The organism is Myxococcus sp. RHSTA-1-4 (assembly GCF_020037125.1).
In the GTDB taxonomy this organism is placed as follows: Bacteria; Myxococcota; Myxococcia; order Myxococcales; family Myxococcaceae; genus Myxococcus.
The window spans coordinates 23,584-43,347 of the sequence record NZ_JAIQDG010000002.1; the positions used below are offsets into that span (position 1 = coordinate 23,584).

Annotated in this window: 14 protein-coding genes; 11 read left to right on the plus strand and 3 right to left on the minus strand. The window is 72.4% G+C overall.

Annotated features, from left to right (window positions below; translation table 11 throughout):
* The first annotated feature begins 5 nt into the window (after positions 1-5).
* Positions 6-722, plus strand: coding sequence for an HAD-IB family hydrolase (locus K8638_RS03530; RefSeq protein ID WP_223752969.1), 717 nt, complete (start codon positions 6-8; stop codon positions 720-722).
* A gap of 55 nt (positions 723-777) precedes the next feature.
* On the opposite strand, the gene K8638_RS03535 is transcribed toward K8638_RS03530, so the two are convergent.
* Positions 778-2,832: a protein kinase gene (locus K8638_RS03535; protein ID WP_223752970.1), complete on the minus strand. Its 2,055-nt coding sequence runs from the start codon at positions 2,830-2,832 to the stop codon at positions 778-780.
* A gap of 247 nt (positions 2,833-3,079) precedes the next feature.
* Between K8638_RS03535 and K8638_RS03540 the strand changes: the two genes are divergently transcribed.
* From K8638_RS03540 to K8638_RS03565, 6 genes are read left to right on the plus strand one after another with little or no spacing between them, the layout of a single operon-like run.
* Entirely contained in the window at positions 3,080-3,643 is a 564-nt protein-coding gene (locus K8638_RS03540; protein ID WP_223752971.1) for a chemotaxis protein CheW, read from the plus strand.
* The gene (locus K8638_RS03545) at positions 3,640-4,992 is read left to right on the plus strand and encodes a protein-glutamate O-methyltransferase CheR (RefSeq protein WP_223752972.1); all 1,353 of its coding nucleotides are present in this window, start codon (positions 3,640-3,642) and stop codon (positions 4,990-4,992) included. The genes K8638_RS03540 and K8638_RS03545 overlap by 4 nt, the downstream gene beginning before the upstream one ends.
* A gap of 33 nt (positions 4,993-5,025) precedes the next feature.
* Positions 5,026-6,636 (plus strand): methyl-accepting chemotaxis protein, encoded by a 1,611-nt coding sequence (locus K8638_RS03550; protein WP_223752973.1) that lies wholly within the window; start codon positions 5,026-5,028, stop codon positions 6,634-6,636.
* Positions 6,637-6,665: 29 nt separating this feature from the next.
* The gene (locus K8638_RS03555) at positions 6,666-7,043 is read left to right on the plus strand and encodes a PleD family two-component system response regulator (protein WP_223752974.1); all 378 of its coding nucleotides are present in this window, start codon (positions 6,666-6,668) and stop codon (positions 7,041-7,043) included.
* 4 nt (positions 7,044-7,047) lie between these two features.
* The gene (locus K8638_RS03560) at positions 7,048-7,626 is read left to right on the plus strand and encodes a chemotaxis protein CheW (protein WP_223752975.1); all 579 of its coding nucleotides are present in this window, start codon (positions 7,048-7,050) and stop codon (positions 7,624-7,626) included.
* Between the two features lie 9 nt (positions 7,627-7,635).
* A complete protein-coding gene (locus K8638_RS03565) occupies positions 7,636-10,176 on the plus strand; it encodes a response regulator (protein ID WP_223752976.1) in 2,541 nt (846 codons plus the stop codon).
* A 22-nt stretch (positions 10,177-10,198) separates the two neighbouring features.
* Here the strand turns inward: K8638_RS03565 and K8638_RS03570 are convergent, their stop codons facing one another.
* Positions 10,199-11,239 carry a HAMP domain-containing sensor histidine kinase gene (locus tag K8638_RS03570; protein WP_223752977.1) on the minus strand — a complete coding sequence of 347 codons (1,041 nt, stop codon included), beginning with the start codon at positions 11,237-11,239 and terminating at the stop codon, positions 10,199-10,201.
* A gap of 288 nt (positions 11,240-11,527) precedes the next feature.
* Here K8638_RS03570 and K8638_RS03575 point away from each other — a divergent pair, with 288 nt between their 5' ends.
* The 4 genes from K8638_RS03575 to K8638_RS03590 all read left to right on the plus strand — a co-directional run bounded on the left by K8638_RS03575 (position 11,528) and on the right by K8638_RS03590 (position 17,818).
* Complete coding sequence (locus K8638_RS03575; RefSeq protein ID WP_223753398.1) at positions 11,528-13,519, plus strand: alginate lyase family protein; 1,992 nt, start codon at positions 11,528-11,530, stop codon at positions 13,517-13,519.
* Positions 13,520-13,583: 64 nt separating this feature from the next.
* Positions 13,584-14,912 (plus strand): nucleotide sugar dehydrogenase, encoded by a 1,329-nt coding sequence (locus K8638_RS03580; protein WP_225936985.1) that lies wholly within the window; start codon positions 13,584-13,586, stop codon positions 14,910-14,912.
* A 188-nt stretch (positions 14,913-15,100) separates the two neighbouring features.
* Positions 15,101-16,777: a TldD/PmbA family protein gene (locus K8638_RS03585; protein WP_223753400.1), complete on the plus strand. Its 1,677-nt coding sequence runs from the start codon at positions 15,101-15,103 to the stop codon at positions 16,775-16,777.
* Positions 16,778-16,897: 120 nt separating this feature from the next.
* Positions 16,898-17,818, plus strand: coding sequence for an OmpA family protein (locus tag K8638_RS03590; RefSeq protein ID WP_223752978.1), 921 nt, complete (start codon positions 16,898-16,900; stop codon positions 17,816-17,818).
* A 10-nt stretch (positions 17,819-17,828) separates the two neighbouring features.
* On the opposite strand, the gene K8638_RS03595 is transcribed toward K8638_RS03590, so the two are convergent.
* On the minus strand, positions 17,829-19,691 hold the full coding sequence (locus tag K8638_RS03595; RefSeq protein ID WP_223752979.1) for a hybrid sensor histidine kinase/response regulator: 1,863 nt from the start codon (positions 19,689-19,691) through the stop codon (positions 17,829-17,831).
* Positions 19,692-19,764: the final 73 nt, after the last annotated feature.

Genomic DNA, 19,764 nt, shown 5'->3' on the forward strand with positions numbered 1-19,764 from the left:
GGGGCGTGTCCGTCGCCTTCTTCGACCTCGACAAGACGTTGATTGCCGTCAACTCCGGCTCGCTGTGGGTCCGCCGCGAGCTGGAGCTGGGGCACATCACCCGCCTGCAGGCGCTGCGCGCCAGCCTGTGGATTGCCCGCTACCACCTGGGCTTCGTCTCCATGCAGGACGCGGTGGCGCGTGCCATCGCCCAGCTGGCGGGTTCGCTCGCCCGGCCCATCCAGGAGCGCACCGCCCTGTTCTACGAGGAGCAGGTGCGCCCCCTCTACCGCCCCGGCGCGCGGGTGGCGCTGGACGAGCACCGCCGCGCGGGAGACCAGCTCGTCCTGCTCACGTCCTCGTCGGGCTACCTGTCGGAGCTGGTGGCGCGGGAGCTGCGGCTGGACGCCGTGTTGTGCAACCGCTTCGAGGTGGACAGCGAGGGCCGGCATACCGGCCGCCCGCTGGGCATCATCTGCTTCGGCGAGGGCAAGCGCACGCTGGCGGAGGCCTATGCGCGCGAGGCTGGCGTGGCGCTGTCGGAGTGCGCCTTCTACACGGACTCGTACTCGGACCTGCCGGTGATGGAGGTGGTGGGGCGGCCGGTGGCCGTGCACCCGGACCACCGGCTCAAGCGCGAGGCCCGGCGGCGGGGCTGGCCGGTGGTGAGCTGGGGCGTGCCTCCGGGCGGCGCCCCGGCCACGCCTCCCGCGCCGCCGGTGGTTCCGTCCACCGGGGCCTGAGCCGGGCGCCCTCGAAGCGGCGCCCGGGCCCGGCCCGGCGGAGCGGCGGGAGACTTCAGCGGCGCGGAGCCACCAGCCGCATGCTGAAGGTGTAGTCCACGTTCACCGGGTGGCCCTGGTAGATGACGGGCTTGTAGGTGCGTGACTGGAGCGCCTCGATGACCGGCTTCTCCATGAAGGGCACCGACTTGATGGTGCGGCACTTCTCCACGCGGCCCTTGTTGGTGATGGTGCAGCGGGCGATGAACACGCCCTGGGCCTTCGCGGCCATCGCCTCGCGCGTGTAGACGATGTCCTTCGTCTGGTCGAGCATCTCCAGGCGGGGCATGTCCTCGCTGTAGGGCAGCACGTCGCCGCGCGCGGACGCCAGGGCCGCGGTGGGGAGCACCGGCACGGCGAGGCCGGAGGACACCGCCTTGGCCGGCGTCGCCGCCGCGGTGGCGCCCACCGCGCCCGCGCTGGGGGCGGGCTCGGGCTCGGGAGCGGGCGTGGGGGCCAGCATCACCGGCGCGGACATGCCGCCGGGCGTGGCCACCGGCTCGGCGGCCTCCACCTCGTCGCTGGCGGAGGACACCGAGGCCACCTCGACGCTCCGGCTGCCGCCACCACCGCCGCGGCGCTTCTGCAGCTTCTGCGACAGCACCACCTCACCGGAGCCGCCCGCGACGACGGTCTCCATCTGGTAGCCCTCCATCGCGAAGGTCAGCTCCACCGTGACGGAGCCGTCCTGGCCCGCGGGAAGCTCCAGGGTGAAGGGCGTGGTGCCCCGCTCCTTGCCCCGGTAGAAGACGCGCGCGCCGCTCGGCTGGCTCATCAGCTTGAAGCGCACCTTGCCGGAGTTGGGCGCCGCCGCCGGCTCCGGCGTGGGGGCGGGCGCGGCCGCCGCCGGGGCCGTGGCCACCGGCTCCACCGGCTTGGGCTCCTCGCCCTTGCCGCGCGTCATGAAGAGCACCGCGCCGCCGGCGATGAGGCCCGCCACCACCAGGCCGCCCAGGCCGCCCATCAGCAGCGTGCGCTGCCGGGCGCGCTGCACGGCCTTGGGGACCTCCACGCTGATGTCCACCGCCAGCGTGTCCCCGCCGGTGCCCTCGCTGGTGTTGCTGTTGCCCACGTTGGAGAACAGCGCCGGGGACGGGTAGGGGCCCGTCGTCGTCGCGCCGCCGGGGCGCTTGAAGATGCCGCTGTTGCCCCCCGAGGCCATGCTGGCCTCGCGCAGGCCCTCGAGCACCTCGTCCATCGTCTGGTAGCGCCGGGCCGGGTCCTTCTCCAGGCAGCGCCGCACCACCGCCTCGATTTCCGGCGGGATGTTGATGTCCGGGCGCACCTGCTGGAAGGTCGGCGGGGCTTCCTTGTAGTGGGCGAAGATGAGCTCGATGTGGTCCCTCGCGATGAACGGCGGGCGCCCCATCAGCATCTGGAAGAGGACGATGCCCAGCGAGTACACGTCGCTGCGCGCGTCGGTGACGTTGCGCGCCTGCTCCGGCGCCATGTACTGCGGCGAGCCGAGGAAGGTGCCGTTCTGGGTGATCTCCGGGGAGAGCTGTCCCTCCTGCGGCGCGGCCACCGACTTGACGAGGCCGAAGTCCAGCACCTTCACCAGGTCCTGATCCTGCTCGTTGAGGAGCATGATGTTGGCCGGCTTCAGGTCGCGGTGGACGATGCCCAGGCTGTGCGCCTCGCGCAGCGAGCGGCAGATCTGCTGGGCCACGGAGACGGCGCGCTGCCAGGCCAGGGGCCCCACCTGCCCGAGCACCTGGGCCAGCGTGCGGCCCTCCAGGTACTCCATGGCGATGTAGTAGATGCCGTCGTCCGTCTGCCCGTAGTCGATGACGGTGACGGTGTTGGGGTGGCGCAGCTTGGACGTCAGCGACGCCTCGCGCAGGAAGCGCTTCTGGAACCCCGGGTCCTTGCTGCTGGGGAAGTTGGGGTTGAGGACCTTCAGGGCAACCACGCGCTCCAGCGGAGTCTGCAGGGCCCGGTAGACCTTGCCCATGCCGCCTACACCGAGCGGCTCCAGGATGCTGAAGCGACCATTCAGGGTGCGGCCGATCAGCGGATCAGCGCCATTTCCAGCAGGCGCCTCGGGGTTCGACGCGTCGCCCTTGATCATTCGTGACCCCTGACAGCAAGCAACATGGATTCTCCAGGAGTGTGGCGACCTGGCATCAAACCACAAATTCTCGACGCGACGCACCCCTGGGGTGTCCACTCCAGCACGTCTGGTCGCCTGGGCCCCCGGATCCGACCCCTCGGGACGGTGTGGGCGGATGGAGGGGCTGGCCCGCATTGACGCTTCTCTTCCCCCCGGACTAGCGTGAGGGGTCCGGCGCTTCAGGTTTGAAGCGGCGGGCCGCAAGATGTCCGACACCCCCAACAATCCCGTGGACGCTCACGTGCGCCGAGTCACGGTGCAGGAGCGGCTGAGCGAGCTGGAGGCCGAGCAGGCCCGGCTGCGCCTTGAACTGGCCTCGCTGGCGGGGGAGCTGCGCCTGCCGGGGCTGTACCTCACCCTGGAGGCGGCGGGCACCAGCGCGCTGCTGGCGGCGGACTCGGTGCAGGAAGTGGTCCGGCTGGTGGAGCTGGAGCCGCTGCAGGGCGCGCCGCCGCACGTGGCGGGGACCTTCATCTACCGGGGCAGCCCGGCGGTGGCGGTGGACCTGGCGGTGCTGCTGGGCGTGCGCCGGCAGCCCGACCTGGACGCGCACCTGGTCATCTGCAAGGGCGCGCGCACGGTGGCGGTGCTGGTGGACCGCGTGAGGGACCTGGTGGAGGCGCCGGTGCTGGTGGATGGCACACCGGACGGCGAGACGCCCCTGCCCTGGGACGCCACCGGGCTGATGGCCGGGCTGTGCCGCACGCCGGAAGGGGTGCGCCCGCTGCTGCGCACCTCGGCGGTGCTGGTGGGGTCGGAGGGGTCGTGAGCGAGGCGGTGCTCGACGATGCGACGCTCGTCCGCGTCGAGGAGGTGCTCCGGGCGGCCTGCGGTCTGACGCTGGCGCGCAGCCTGCGGCGCTCGCTGGAGACGGCGCTGACGCGGTCCGCGGCGTCGAGCGGGGTGGAGCCGGACGCCTTCCTGCGGATGCTGCTGCTGCGCGAGTCGGCGGCGGTGGAGACCTTCATCGAGCACGCCGTCATCGGCGAGACGTACTTCTTCCGCCACCCGGAGCACCTGCGCGCGCTGGCGCGGTTCGGCATGGCGCACCCGGGGCCTTTCTTCCATGTATGGAGCGCGGGCTGCGCCAGCGGGGAGGAGCCCTACAGCATCGCCATGGCCCTGCTGGCGGCGGGCATGCCCGAGGGGCGCTTCCGCGTGCTGGCCACGGACGTGTCCAGCCGGGCGCTCCAGCGGGCGCGCGAGGGCGTCTACGGCCCCTGGTCGCTGCGCCGCATCGAGCCGGAGCTGGAGAAGCGGTTCATGGTGGCGCGCGGCGAGCAGCTCTCCGTGGTGCCCCAGGTGCGGCGCACGGTGGACTTCCGCCGGCACAACCTCGCGGTGGAGCCGCCGCCCGCGAGCGGGCTGAGCGCCATCTTCTGCCGCAACGTCCTCATCTACTTCCCGCCGGAGCTGGTGCGCGAGGTGCTGGCCCGCTTCGTCGAGGCGCTCGCCCCGGGCGGGCTGCTCTTCGTGTCGCCCGCGGAGGTGCCGCTCACCAACGGCCTGGGGCTGGAGCCGGTGGACGCCGAGGGCAGCGTGGCGCTGCGCGTGCCGCCTCCGGGCTGGACGCGTCCCCAGCCCCCGGCGCCCGTGGCCGCCCGCGTGGAGCGCCCCCGTCCCGCGCCTCGGCTCCCGTCCCGCGTCCCGCCACCCTCCGTTCCCCCGCCGGTGACCGCGGCGCCCGCGCCGCCGGAGCCCGTCCGGGTCGAGGCCGCGGCCGAGCCGCTGGCGCGGGCGGTGGAGGCGGCGCGCGCGGGCCGCTTCGAGGAGGCGGAGGCGCTGGCGCGCGAGGCGGCGAAGGGGCTGGTGCCGGAGGCGTACCTGCTGCTGGCGATGGTGGCCGAGGGGCGGGGAGACCTGAACGGGGCGGTGGAAGCGGTGCGCAAGGCGCTGTACCTGGAGCCGCAGCTCGCGCTCGGGCACGCCACGCTGGTGGCGCTCTACGGGCGGATGGACCGGCGGGAGGACGCCGAGCGGGCGCGGCAGAATGCGCTGCGCGCGCTGGACGGGCTGGATGACGAGCACCCCCTGCGTGGGGTGGAGACGATGACCGCCGGAGGCCTGCGGCAGGCCCTGGCGCCGAGGACGCAGGCCGGATGGCAGGGCGCGCGCTGAGCGGCTCGCGGGGACCGATAGGTGGGAGGCAACGTGGACGTCAAGGGGAGCAAGCTGACACTGCCGGGACAGGCCGCGGTGGGGAGGCTCAGCCTGAGGACCAAGGTCCTCGCCGTCACGGGCGTGACGGGTGCGCTGGTGGCCAGCATCCTCATCCTGGCGTTCTGGGTGCAGACGGGCCGCGCGCAGCGCGAGGACCTGTCCCGGCGGGCCCGCGCGGTGAGCGCCGAGCTGGCCGAGACGCTGGCGCCCATGCTGGCCTCGAGGACGGACCCGGGGCGCATCCAGGCGTCGGCGCACGGGGTGTTGCGCCACGTGCCGGACGTGGCCTACGTGCTGGTGCGCGACGCCGAGGGCGAGCTCCTGGCGGAGGTCGCGGAGGAGCGCTTCGCCGGCGAGGACCGGCCCGCGCCCGACAGCGACGTGGCCGTGGACCGCCGCTTCGTCACCCACGGCATGGGCGTGGTGGAGACCTCGACGCCCGTCTTCGCGCCCGATGCTCCGGAGGATGCACCCCGGCGGCTGGGCACGGTGCAGGTGGCGCTCGACGAGGCGGCCCTGGCCCAGGCGTTGCGGGGCACCACCCGCTTCACGATGGTGCTCGGCGTGCTCATCCTCGGGGGCTGCCTGCTGGGGGCGTGGCTGATGTCGGGGCTCCTCGTCGTCCCGCTGGAGCGGCTGGCGCGCGCGGCGGCGGGCTTCGCCGCGGGGGACCTGCGCCAGCAGATCGACACCGCGGGCCGGGACGAGATTGGCGACGTGGCGCGCAGCTTCGCGGCCATGGCGGACGCGCTCACGCACCTGTTGCAGGACCTGCGCGGCGCGGCGGCGGAGATGGAGCGCGAGGCGGCCGGCGTGCTGGCCACCTCCACGCAGCAGTCCGCCATGGCGCACCAGCAGGCGTCCGCCATCAACGAGACGAGCACCACGGTGGCGGAGATTGCCCAGACGTCCAAGCAGGCCACGTCCTACGCGGACTCGGTCATCTCCCAGACGCAGAAGTCCGAGGCGCTCAGCACCGAGGGACAGAAGGTGGTGGCGGAGAGCGTCTCCGGCATGGAGAAGCTGGGCGAGCAGGTGAAGGCCATCGCCCTGGCGATTACCGACCTCAACGAGCGCACGCTGCAGATTGGCGACATCATCAGCACGGTGAAGGACGTGGCCGAGCAGTCGAACCTGCTGGCGCTCAACGCCTCCATCGAGGCGGCCAAGGCGGGTGAGCACGGCCGGGGCTTCGCGGTGGTGGCCACGGAGATGCGCACGCTGGCGGAGCAGTCGCGCATCGCCGCGGACCAGGTGCGCGGCCTGCTCAACGAGGTGCAGAAGGGCACCCGGGCGGCCGTGCTCGCCACGGAGGAGGGCAGCCGGCGCGCGCAGGCGGCCATGGAGCTGGCGCGCGGCGCGGGCAGCGCCATCCTCGGCCTGTCGGAGGTCATCCGGGATTCGTCCGGCGCGGCCCGGCAGATTGCGGGCAATACCCGTCAGCAGACGATTGGCGTGGAGCAGATTGCCGCGGCCATGGGGGAGCTGACCTCCGCCATGGGAGACTCCGTGGAGCAGACCCGGCGCATCGAACAGGTGGCCGGCAACCTGTCGAACCTTTCCAAGCGGTTCTCGGACCTGGTGGGTAGGTACCAGCTATGAACGCAACGGTGACGGGAGGACGGCGAGCCATGAAGGTGCTCATCGTCGAGGACACGAAGACCATCACCAACCTGCTCCAGGTGTACCTGATGGGGTGGGGCCTGGAGTTCTTCGACGCGCCCAACGGCGCCCTGGGGCTCACGAAGGCGAGGGACTTGAAGCCGGACCTCATCATCTCCGACGTGCAGATGCCGGAGATGGACGGCTTCGCGCTGTGCGCGGCGGTGCGGGCGGACCCGAACCTGCACCACACACCCTTCATGATGCTCACCTCCCTGAAGGACGACGCGAGCCGGCAGAAGGGCAAGCTGGTGGGCGCGAGCGCGTTCCTCAACAAGCCGGTGTCCGTGGATGACCTGCGCTCGAAGGTGCGGGACATCCTGAAGCTGCCCGCCACCCGGTACTGAGCCCATGTCCGGCGACGACGCGAAGAACGACTATTCCGCGCTGCGGCGGCAGCTCGACCAGGCGCATGCCCAGCTCGACGGCACGCGGCGGGTGAGCGACGACAAGCGGCGTGAGGTGCTGAGCGCGCGCGCCCGGGCGCTGGCCGAGTCCCGCCACGAGGAGCGCCAGGAGGTGCTGTCGGTGCTGGCCTTCCAGGTGGGCGGCGAGCGCTACGCGGTGCGCATCGAGACGGTGGACCACGTGCTGGAGGCGCGTGGGCTGGCGTCGCTGCCCGGGGCGCCTCGGCACGTGCTGGGGGCGCTGGTGAGCCGCTCGCGCGTGGTGCCGGTGCTGGACCTGCGCCAGCTGCTGGGGCTGGAAGGGGGCGGCATGTCGGACCTGGGGAAGGTCGTGGTGGTGGAGCAGGGGGAGGAGTGCTTCGGGCTGGCGGCGGAGGCCGTGGAGGGACGCAAGGAACTGCCGAGGGCGGAGCTGTCGCAGCCGCCGCCGGGGCCCTTCCTCTTCCTGACGCCGGACCGGTTGACGGTGCTGGACCTGGAGCAGCTCGGAGGACCCTCCGCCGAGCCCCAGGCGCAGGAATAGGGACGGGCCATGGACGCACAGCTCTTGCGCAGCATCTGGCCGGTGTTCTCCGCGGAGACGCGTGAGCAGATTCAGGCCATCGGGTCGAAGGTGCTGGGGCTGGAGGGCCCGGTGCAGGAGCGCGAGCCGGACCTGCTCCCGTCGCTCAAGCGCCTGGTGCACAGCCTCAAGGGCTCCGCGGCGAGCCTGGGGCTGGACGACATCGAGAAGGTGGTGCACGCCATCGAGGACGGGCTGGCCCACTTCAAGCCGGAGGACCGGCTGCCCCGCGCGGTGGTGGAGTCCATGCTGCGCGGCCTGTCCGCCATCGAGAGCGCCATGGCGCGCGGCGATGCCGGCCAGTCCCCCGCGGTGGACGGGCTGGGCTCGCTGCTGGCGGCGCTGGGGCGCGAGGGCGCGGTGAGCGCTCCCGCGGGAGCCGCGAGCGGCGGCGTCGCGAAGGGGCTGGACGCGCTGGAGTCGCTGGAGGCCGCGCTGGGCGCGCTGTGCTCGCCGGACGTGCCGGACCGGGCGGCGGTGGTGCGCACGGCGGTGGACCGGGCCCGGGCGCTGAGGCAGGCGGCCGAGACGGCCGGGGTGGAGAAGGTGGCCTCGCTGGCGGAGGCCGCCGCGCTGGGCTTCACGCGCATGGAGCCGGGCGGGGACGCCGCGGGCCTGGCCGCTTCCGACGTGGCGGGCACGCTGGTGGACCTGCGCGCCGCGCTGGAGGCCTCGGGCGGGGCGGGCGTGGTGGAGCGCGCGGTGGAGGCGCTCCAGTCCGCGCCGGCACCCGGCTCGGCGGAGGGCTCGGGCGTGCAGGCGGCTTCCGGGGCCTCGCAGGAGTCGCGGGGCGCGGCGGACCGCACGGTGCGCGTGTCGGTGAAGACGCTGGAGTCGCTGGCCTTGCAGGTGGAGCTGCTGCTGTCGGGCCGGGCGCAGCAGGCGCGGCGGGGCGATGCGCACCGGGCGCTGATGGACGGCATGCACGAGGTGCTGCTGAACCTGGAGCGCGCGTCGTCGCAGCTCGTGCTGTCGGGTGGCGGGCCGGCGCTGGAGCCGCTGCGCGCGGGCGTGATGCAGATGCGCGCCTTGCAGAAGCGGCTGCTGGAGCTGGCGCGGGAGTCGCACCGCGACGGTGAGCAGCTCGCGCTGGTCGCGCAGGTGGCGCGCGATGACCTGCGGGACTTGCGCATGGTGCCGGCCTCGCAGGTGCTGGAGCCGCTGCGGCGCACGGTGCGCGAGGTGTCCGCGCGGCTGAACAAGGACGTGACGCTGGAGCTGGCCGGTGGGGACGTGCGGTTGGACCGGCGCATCCTCGACGCGCTGAAGGACCCGCTGCTGCACCTGGTGCGCAACGCCATCGACCACGGCATCGAGTCCGCGGCGGAGCGGCGCTCGGCGGGCAAGCCCGAGGCGGGGCGGCTGTCGGTGCGGGTGGAGCCGCGCGGCACGCGCATCGCCGTGGTGGTGGAGGACGACGGTGGCGGCCTGTCCCCGGAGCGGGTGCGGGCCACGGCGGTGCGGCGTGGACTGCTGACGGCCGAGGCGGCGGCGAAGCTGTCGGACGCGCAGGCGGCGCGGCTGGTGTTCCAGCCCGGCTTCTCCACGCGCGAGCAGGTGACGGCGACCTCGGGGCGCGGCGTGGGCCTGGACGTGGTGCAGGCCACCGCGCAGCGCCTGCAAGGCTCGGTGGACGTGGACTTCACGGCGGGACGGGGCACGCGCTTCACCGTGGACCTGCCGCTGACGCTGGCCGCGGCGCTGGGGCTGATGGTGCGCACGGGCACGACGGTGTCCGCGATTCCGTCCGACAGCGTGAAGCGGGTGCTGCGGCTGTCGCCGGACGACGTGGGCACGGTGGCGGGCCGGGTGGTGGCGCGGGTGGACGGAGAGCAGCTCACGTTCCTGCCGCTCGCGGAGTCCATTGGCCTGCCTCGGCTGCCGCTGGCGCTGGACTCGGGGAAGATGCAGAACGCGGCGCTGCTGGCCGTGGGGGATGAGCGGGTGCTGTTCGCCATCGACGAGGTGGTGGGGCAGCAGGAGATTGTCGTCCGCTCGCTGGGACGGCACGTGGCGAGTGTGCGGCACCTGGCCGGCGCGGCGGTGCTGGACGACGGCCGCGTGGTGCCGGTGCTCAACGCGGCGGAGCTGGTGCGGGCGGCGCGGCCGGAGACGCGCTCCGTGGGGACGCAGTCCTCGCGGCCGCGCATCCTCGTCTGCGACGACGCGCTCACCACGCGCTTCGCCATGAAGTCGCTGCTGGAGATCGCCGGCTACCCGGTGGTGACGGCGGCGGACGGCGAGGAGGCGTGGAGCGTGCTGGAGCGCTCTCCATGCCAGCTCGTGGTCAGCGACTGGCAGATGCCCCGGCTGGACGGCGTGGGGCTGGCCCGGCGCATCAAGTCCCACCCGACGCTGCACCGCACGCCCATCATCCTCGTCACCTCGCTCGACAGTCCGGAGGACCGGGCCGCGGGCCTGGAGGCGGGCGCGGATGGCTACCTCGTCAAGCGCGAGGTGGAGCGCGGGAAGCTGCTGGAGCTGGTGCGCCAGTTGCTGCCGGCGTCCTGACGGCCGCGCCGTGTCCATCGCCTCACCCGTCGGTGGGCTCCAGCGCCACGGGCACGGTGTCGTCCGCGGGCAGGTGCACCACCAGCCCGCCGCCCTCGTCCGTGGGCAGCGACAGTCCACCGCGCAGCCGCTGGGCGAGGTACCGCAGCACCGCCTCCGTCTTCTGCGCTAGGGCCCTGCCTCCGCGCGACTCCACGCGCAGCCGCCACATGCCCAGGTCCTCCGCCGGCTCCACGCGCACGGCCACCGCCGAGCCCGTGGACAGCACGGCGCGCGCGAGCGTGCGCACCAGCAACTCAATCGAGGCGCGCTGTCCCCTCACCGCCACGGGCCGGTCCGGGAGCGTCATCGTCACGTCCGGCACACGGCCGCTGCGCGCCGCTGGCGGGAACGCGCTCCGCAGCAGCGGGCGCAGGTCCTCCACGCCCTCGTCCACCACGCGCGCCAGCCGGCGCTCGACGAGAGCGCCCTGGTCGTTCGCCACCCGTAGCATCCGGTCCAGGTAGCGCTGCATGGACGGCGTCAGCGGACCCGCCGTGCCCTTCATCATCATGTCCACGTAGCCCTTCATCACCATCAGCGGCGTTCGCAGGTCGTGCGACGCCCGGGAGCGCCGCCGCTCCTGCTGCGCCACCACCCGCTCCAGCCGCTGCTTCGCCTCCAGCAGGCGTGCCTGCCGCGCCCCCGCGTCCACCTCGCGCGCGTGTGCCGCCATCAGTGAGCTTCCGAACAGGGCCAGCCGCGCGAGCACTTCCTGATCCGACGCTCCGGGCCGCTCCGGCCACACCACCAGCACGTTCCGCCGCGCCGCCGTGCCGGCCTGACGCGCCAGCACGCCCTGGCCCGTCCGCGCCACGCACGTGCGCCCATCATAGAGAGCCGCCCCGGAGGCGCCGGTCAGCCGCTGGGCCTCGCGCACCAGGGCGTCCAGCCCCGCGCGCGTGCCACACCGCAGCGCCCGTTCGGCCACCGCCGCGAGCACCTTCTCCACCCTTGCATCGAGGTCGTCCTCGATGCGCCGCCCACTCCAAGCACCCGCCCGCACGCGCCAAGGTATGGGCATGGACTGCCCGCGGCGCAACGCTGCCCAGCATGGGAATCGGGGGGGAGGCAGACGGAAGTCCTTTACCCATGCCGTACCCCGTCACTCCCGACTTTTTACCGGGAGGGTGGGTGGGGTGATCGCACAAACCCCTTCAACTCCTCGGGAGTACCCACTGGCCGGGCGATTGCTAACAGCACTCGCGACGGGTGGCGGAAGGGACGGATGGGGACTCTCGACTACTACGCGGCGATCGCTCGGCTCGCTCCAGGAGGATTGGCGCGAAGCGCGGTGCGGCGGGTGCAGGGCGTGGCCAGGCAGGCGCTGTACCGCCGGCGTGAGCGCGCAGACGAGGTGCAGCTGCTCCAGGCCTTCGGCGCGACGAGCGCGGCCGAGCTCGCGGAGCTGGCGCTCGGGCATCGCGGCTCTCGCATCTGGTGTGAGGTGTCCCAGCGGGCCTCGGTGCTCGAGGCGCTCTCCGCCATTCCGGGCGCCCGGGAGCGGGCCCTCGCTCGCGCCCACACCGCGCTCCGTCAGGAGTGGGACCTCTTCGGCACGCGCGTGGCCTTCGGCGAGGGCCGTCCGGTGGACTGGTCGTTGGAGCCGATCAGCGGCCACCGCTATCCCCTGGAGCCGGTGGAGCGGCTGCCGCACCACTCGACGGGGAAGGACCCGAAGTACCCGTGGGTGATGGGCCGGCTCGACAGCGCGGTGGCGCTGGGGCAGGGCTACTGGGTGGCGGCGTCAGGCGAGGAACGCACGCGGCTGGCCTCCGGCTTCGTGGCGCAGGTGTTGGACTTCCTGCAAGGCAACCCCGTGGGCCTGGGGGTCCACTGGACGTGTCCCATGGAAATCGCCCTGCGCGCCGCCAACGTGGCGCAGGCGCTGGCGATGTTCTCCGACGCGCCCGAGGTGCGGCGGCCGGAGTTCCTGGTGACGGTGCTGGGCGCGCTCGCCGAGCACACCGCGTGGGTGGAGGCGCACCTGGAGGACCGGGGTGCGGTGCCCAACAATCACCTCGTCTCCAACTACGTGGGCCTGCTGGTGGTGGGCCTGCTCTTCCCGGAGCTGCCGGGCGCGCCGCAGCAGGTGGCGCTCGCGGTGAGCGGCCTGCGCGAACAGGTGGAGGCGCAGGTCCACGTCGAGGGCACGTCCTTCGAGGGCTCCATTCCGTACCACCGGCTGGCGGTGGAGTTGTTCGGTCTCGCATACGTCGTGGCGCGGGGCGCGGGCGTGCCGCTGGGGGCGGCGTACGAGTCGCGGCTGCGCCGCATGTTCCACGCGGTGCGCGCGTGGTGCTCCGAGAAGGGCCTGGCGCCGCAGATTGGCGACAACGACTCCGGCCGTGTCTTCCCGCTGCGTGAGCGCGAGGACAACGCGCACGGCTACCTGGTGGGGCTGGGCGCGGCGCTCTTCTGCGACGCGGGTCTGGGCGGGGGTGAACTTCCGGACGAAGCGGCGTGGCTGCTGGGCCGCGCGGGGCTGGAGCGTTTCCGCGCGCTGCCCGCCGCACCGGCGCCAGTGTCGGCAAGTTTTCCGGAAGGTGGCTTCCACGTCTTGCGCGGCGCGGGGGCCGTTATCACTGTCAGCGCGGGCAAGCAGGGGCAGAGCGGAGTCGGGGGGCACAGCCACAACGACAAACTTTCTTTCGAGCTCCACCTCGACGGGCGCCCCGTCATCGTGGATCCAGGCACGGGTACGTACACGCGGGACCCGGCCACGCGGAACTGGTTCCGCGGCACGGCGGCGCACAACACGGTGCAGGTGGACGGCGCGGAGCAGGCGAGCCTGGATCCGGCGCGGCTGTTCGCGCTGCCGGAGGAGGCCCGCGCGCGGGTGGTGGCGTTCCTCCCCGGGGGCACCGTGGACAGGCTGCTGGTCCGCCACGACGGCTACCGCATGTTGCCGGCGCCGGTGGGCATCGAGCGCACGTTCCGGTTGGACCGGCATGAGCGCGCGCTGGCGGGGCGCGACAGGTTCATCGGCATGGGCCGGCACGCCGTGGTGGGCCGGTTCCACCTGCCGGACGAGGCGGCGCGTCTGGTGGCGCCGGACGCGCGGGTGCTGGCCCGCGCGGCGCGAGCGGCGGAGGGGCCGGTGGAGTTCGAACCGCTCGCGGCGGAGCTGGGCCCGGAGGGGGCGCCGCTCGCGTGGTTGGTGGTGGAGAAGGGACTGGCGCTGAAGCTGGCGCCTTCGAGGTTTTCGCCTGGGTACGGGCGCGTGGCGCCGTCGCTGGCGGTGGAGTTCCGGGGGCAGGTGGCGCCGCCGGTGTCGCTGAGGTGGGTGGTTGTCTTCAGTTGAAGTTGAAGTCGGGTCGGGGCGTGACCGTCTTCGGCGGCACGTCGCTTCATGAGAGGTGATGACGATGAGGGTGATGGTGAGCAGCCCGCTGCTGGACCGCATCAAGAAGCGGGACGCGAAGGTGGGCGTAGTGGGGCTTGGCTACGTCGGTCTTCCGCTGGGCATGGCCTTCGCGGAGGCGGGCTTCCCGGTGATGGGGCTCGACATCGACAAGCGGAAGATCGACAAGATCGAGAAGGGCGAGAGCTACATCAAGCACATCCCCAGCGCGCCGCTGGCGCAGCTGAGCAAGGCCGGCAAGCTGAAGGCGACCACGGACTTCGCGAAGGCGAGGGACATGGACTGCGTCATCATCTGCGTGCCCACGCCGCTCACGGCCTCGCGTGAGCCGGACATGAGCTACATCGTCCAGACGGGTGAGGCGCTCAGCCCGCACGTGCGCCGCGGCCAGCTCTTCATCCTCGAGTCCACCACCTACCCCGGCACCACCGAGGAGGTGCTCAAGCCGCTGCTGGAGAAGAGCGGCCTCAAGGCGGGCTCGGACTTCCACCTGGCCTTCAGCCCCGAGCGCGAGGACCCGGGCAACAAGAGCTTCAACACCAAGACGATTCCCAAGATCGTCGGCGGCTACTCGCCCGAGTGCGCCGAGGTGGCCTGCGCCCTCTACGGCAGCGCGCTGAAGGAAGTGGTGCCGGTGTCCTCCACCCGCGTGGCGGAGCTGGCCAAGCTGCTGGAGAACATCTTCCGCTGCGTCAACATCGCCATGGTCAACGAGATGAAGATGCTCTGCGACCGCATGAACGTGGACGTGTGGGAGGTCATCCAGGCCGCGAGCACCAAGCCCTTCGGCTTCATGCCCTTCTACCCGGGCCCGGGCCTCGGTGGGCACTGCATCCCCATCGACCCGTTCTACCTGACGTGGAAGGCGCGCGAGTACGAGTTCCACACCAAGTTCATCGAGCTGGCCGGCGAGGTGAACTGGCAGATGCCCTACTACGTGGTGCAGCGCACCATGGAGGCCCTCAACAGCCAGCGCAAGACGCTCAACGGCTCGAAGGTCCTCTGCATCGGCGCGGCCTACAAGAAGGACATCGACGACATGCGCGAGAGCCCGTCCCTGCGCGTGATGACGCTGCTGAAGGAGAAGGGCGCGGACATCGAGTACCACGACCCGTACGTGCCCGAGCTGCACAAGGGCCACGGCTTCAACATGGAGCTGAGGTCGGTGCCGCTGAACGCGGAGACGCTCGGCCAGTACGACGCCGTGCTCATCCTCACGGACCACAGCAACATCGACTACGGCATGGTGGTGGCGAAGTCGCGGGTCATCGTCGACACGCGCAACGCCACCAGGAACGTCAGCAAGGGCCGTGAGAAGGTGACCAAGGCCTGATTCGAGCCTGACGAGCCAGGGAGTTGCCCGGATACCGACCCTCCGGGCAAGGGTCCTCGTCTCTGGATGCCGGGAGGGGCGTCCGGAGGCGAGGACCTGCTCGTCTTGCGTCATGGGTCGGATACAGTGGCGGGGTGAGAACCCTCCTCCGTCCCGTATTCCCACTGCTGGCGGCCTCGGCCGTGCTGATGGCGGCGGCGCCCGCGCCGGATGCCCGCGTCAAGCTGCTCGACGCCATGGCAACCGAGCTGGCGCGCAACCAGAAGCAACTGAAGATGCAGAGCCACGAGCCGCCGTACTTCATGAGCTACCAGCTCAAGGACTACGAGCAGCAGGCCGTGGCGGCACGGTATGGCGCCGTCTTCATGGACGACGGCTACCGCGAGCGGAAGCTGTACGTCGACGTGCGGGTGGGCAGCTACGACTTCGACAGCTCCGTGCCGGAGGGCTTCGAGTTCAGCTTCTCCACCAAGGGCACCAGCTACATCGCCCGCAAGGAAGCGCCGCTGGATGACTCGCCCCTGGCGCTGCGCACCGCGCTGTGGCTCGTCACCGACGAGAAGTACAAGTCGGCGCTCTTCCAGTACCTGAAGAAGAAGGGCGAGGACGTCTACTCGGTGGAGGACCCGAAGCGGCCGCCGTCCTTCTCGAAGGAGAAGCCGAGCACCCACGTGCAGCCGCCCGTGCAGGCCCCCTTCAACCGGGAGCGCTGGGTGAAGCTGGCGCGCGAGGTGTCCGCCCAGTTCAACGCGCACCCGGAGTTGTTCGACTCGGAGGTGCGCGTCACCTCGGACAAGGTGACCCGGCTGTTCGTGTCCACGGAGGGCACGCGCCTCGTCACCGAGGACGTCATCTACGGGCTCCACGTCTCCGCGGTGACGCGGGCGCCGGACGGGCAGCTCCTGGATGACTCGCGGGACTTCTATTCGCCCACCGAGGCGGGGCTGCCGGACGACGCGAAGGTGCGCGAGGCCGCGGCGAAGGTCATCGAGGAGTTGCTCGCGCTGCGCGCGGCGCCGGCCATCGACCCGTACACGGGCCCGGCCATCCTCGCGCCCGAGGCCTCCGGCGTGCTCTTCCACGAGGCCGTGGGGCACCGGCTGGAGGGAGACCGGCAGGACGGTGACAACGAGGGCAAGACGTTCAAGGGGCAGGTGGGACGGCCGGTGCTGCCGCCGTTCATCACCATCCACGACGACCCGTCGCTGAAGGTGCTCAACGGGGAGCCGCTCAACGGCTACTACCTCTTCGACGAGGAGGGCGTGAAGGGCCAGCGGGTGACGCTGGTGGAGAAGGGCGTGCTGCGCAACTACCTGCTGGGCCGCAGGCCGGTGGATGGGTTCCTCCAGTCCAACGGGCACGGCCGCAGCCAGGGGACGCTCAAGCCGGTGGCGCGCATGGCGAACCTCCTGGTGGAGAGCACCCGGGCGGTGAGCGACGCGGAGCTGAAGCGGATGCTCATCCAGGAGGCGAAGCGGCAGGGCAAGCCGTACGGCCTCATCATCCGGGACATCACCGGCGGCAACACCAACACGTCCAACTACGGCTACCAGGCCTTCAAGGGCGTGCCTCGCATGGTGTACCGCGTGGACGTGAAGACGGGGCAGGAGTCGCTGGTGCGCGGCGTGGAAATCGTCGGCACGCCGCTGTCGGCGGTGAACCGCATCATGGCGTCCGGGCAGAAGCCGGGCATCTTCAACGGCTTCTGCGGCGCGGAGAGCGGCAACGTGCCGGTGTCCACCATCGCCCCCGCGATGCTGCTCCAGGAAATCGAGCTGCAGCGCGCGGTGGAGGGCAAGGACCGCCCGCCCATCCTCTCCAGCCCCGCGGCCCAGCAGGAGCCTCCCGTCCAGGCGAAGCCGTAGCCCGACGGGGGCGTGGCCGTTCGCGCCTCCCGGGGGGCTTCATGTGCAAGCCCCCGTTCCGCCCGGGGGGCCTCGCCTGTGCCGGAGGGCACTTGTGTGTGCCCCCCATGGCCTATTCTCATGCCGACGATGCGCTCCGTCCCGCTCCTCTCATTACTCGCCCTGGCCGTGGCCTCCGCCGCGAGCGCCCAGGCCACGCCCTCGGCCGGGACGTGGCTGGAGCTGCGCCATGAGGACCGGCTCGCGACGGCCGGGAGCTACGAGCTGCGCTCGGTGGAGTACCTGCTGGACGGCACGCCGCTGGCGACGCAGCCGGACGGTGGGCGGCACCCGCTGCCCCCGGGACTTCGCCAGCTCGACGTGCGCGTGGTGTACGAGGGGCGCTCGCGGGTCTTCTCGTACGTGGAGGGCTACCGCTTCGTGATGCGGGGCCGCGTCACCCTGGCCGCGCGGCCGGGCGACACGGTGCGGATTACCTCCACCGGCTACGAGCGCCAGGGCGTCACCGTGCAGTGGCAGCAGCGCCCGGCCTTCCTGCTCACGGGCCAGCCGCAGGAGGCCGTGGTGGGCATCGAATACGGGCCGGTGGAGAACACGCCGCTCGCGGACGCCGCCGCCGCGCGGCTGATGGACGAGCTGCTCGCGGAGGCCCGCCGCCGGACGCCGCCACCGTCATCGCGGGCGGAGGCCGTGGGCTCGTGTGAGCTGGCGCCGGTCTTCTTCGCCTTCTCCGACACGCGGCTCAGCCCCGAGGCGGAAGCGGTGCTGCGCCGCTCGGCGGCGTGCCTGCTCCAGCAACCGGGCCTGCGCGTGCGCCTGGAGGGGCACACGGACGCGAGCGGGCCGGAGTCCGTCAACACGTCCCTGGGCCAGGGGCGCGCGCAGTCGGTGGCCGCGTACCTCCTGTCGCTGGGAGTGCAGAGCGTGCGGCTCGTCCTGGAGACAGAGGCCGCCACGCGCCCGCCCTGCGAGGAGCACACCCCCGAGTGCCATGCGCGCAGCCGCCGCGTGGAGCTGGTCGCCGAGCCCGTGGGCCCCTGAGTCTCCCGGCTCAGTTGGGCAGCCGCGCGGAGATGGACGTCACCAGCTCGCGGAGGTGGGCGGGCTCGAAGGGCTTGGTGAGCACCGGGTTGCCCACCTGCTGGAGGAAGCGCTGCGTCTCCGGGGTGAAGGCGCCGCCGGTGATGAAGACGATGCGCTCGTGCAGCCCCGGCCAGGACTCCCGCACCGCGTGGTACACGTCCACGCCGGTCAGCTCCGGCATCATCAGGTCGCAGAGGATGACGTCGAACGTGGTGTCGGCGCGCAGCCGCTCCAGGGCCTCGCGGCCGTTGCCGGCGGTGACCAGCTCGTGCCCGCGCAGGAGCCGCTTCAGCATGTCCAGCACCCGGGGCTCGTCGTCCACCGCCAGCACCCGCTTCCCTCGGGAGGGGGGCGCCAGCTTCTGGGGCGGAGGCTCGGGCTCGGCCTGCTCGGCGCGGAGCAGGTGCACCTCCACGGTGGTGCCCTGGCCGGGCTCGCTCCGCACGGCAATCTTCCCGCCCAGCCCGGTGATGATGTCGCGGCAGATGGCCAGCCCCATGCCCGTGCCGCCGCTCCCCCGGCGCGTGGTGAAGAACGGGTCGAAGATGCGAGGCAGCACCTCCGGAGGAATGCCGCGGCCGGTGTCGGAGAGGGCCAGCACCACGCCCTCGTCCGAGGTGCGCACGCGGAGGGTGATGCGGTTCTCGGAGTAGCGCCCCTCGGGGATGGCCTGCGCCGCGTTGAGCACGAGGTTGAGCAGCACCTGGCCCAGCTTCGTCCGGGTGCCGCGCACCTTCGGCACGTCCCCGTCCTGCTCCCTCACCACCTGCGCGCGGTGGCGGAGCTGGTTGGCGGCCATGCGCAGGGTGGTGTTGATGACGGCGACGAGGTCCACCGCCTCCAGCTCCTCGCTGTCCTGGAGCGAGAAGGCCCCGAGGTCCGCGACGATGCGCCGGATGCGGACGGCGCCCTCCAGGGCCTCGTCCAGCACCTGGTGGCACTCGTCCTCCAGCCCCGCCGGCACCTGGGGGCAGGGCAGCCGCTGCTTCAGGTACTCCAGGTTCCCCGTCGTATAGGCGAGCGGGTTGTTGATTTCGTGCGCCAGGCCCGCGGCGATGATTCCCAGCGAGCGCGCGCGCTGCTCCTGCTCCTTCTCGTGGAGGAGCGCCGTGTCGCGCCGCTTGCGCTCCAGCGCGGTCACCAGCGCGCTGCCCGTCAGCCCCAGCAGGTGCAACTCCTCCGGGGTCCAGCTTCGGGCCTCGCCCACCGCGTCGAAGCCCATCCACCCGGCAAGCCGGCCCCCGAGCGACAGGGGCGTGTTGACGTACGCCTGGACCCGCCGCGCCGCGGCCAGCCGGTGCTCCGCCGCGGCCTCGGGCGGAAGCTTGGACGGGTCCGTGACGGTGACCGTCCGGCCCGCCTGGAACTCCTTCAGCGTCCACGCGAAGGCCTCGAGGGAGCGGCCCCGGGTGGCCTCCAGCCCGAGCGGCTCCGTCCCCGGAGCGCACCACTCGTACGCGTCCACCAGCCGGGTGCCGTCGTCGGACAGCAGGCCCACGTAGCAGCGCTGCGCGCGCACGTGCGCGCCGAGCAGCGCGAGCGCGGCCCGGATGCCCGACTCCATCTCGTCCGGGGGCAGGTTGAGCAGCCGGTGGGCCGTCTCCGCGATGAGCTCCCCCCGCTCCAGCAGCAGCTTCAGCTCGCCGCGCATCTGCCGCAGCGCGGAGACCTCCTGCCGCAGCGCCGCGTGAGCGCCCTCCGCGACGCCCGGGGCACCCGCCGAGCACAGCCGCTCCAGGGCCTCCTCGGAGCGCTGGAGGCGCTCCAGCAGCGTCCGCGAGTCCTTGGCCTCGCCGGACGGCTCCTGCCGTGCGCCTTGATGGTCGCCCATTCGCTTACCCCTCGGGTCCGGACCCCGGCGGCCCCAGTCGCCGTTCCAGATTCCAATCAGGCGAGAATAATGC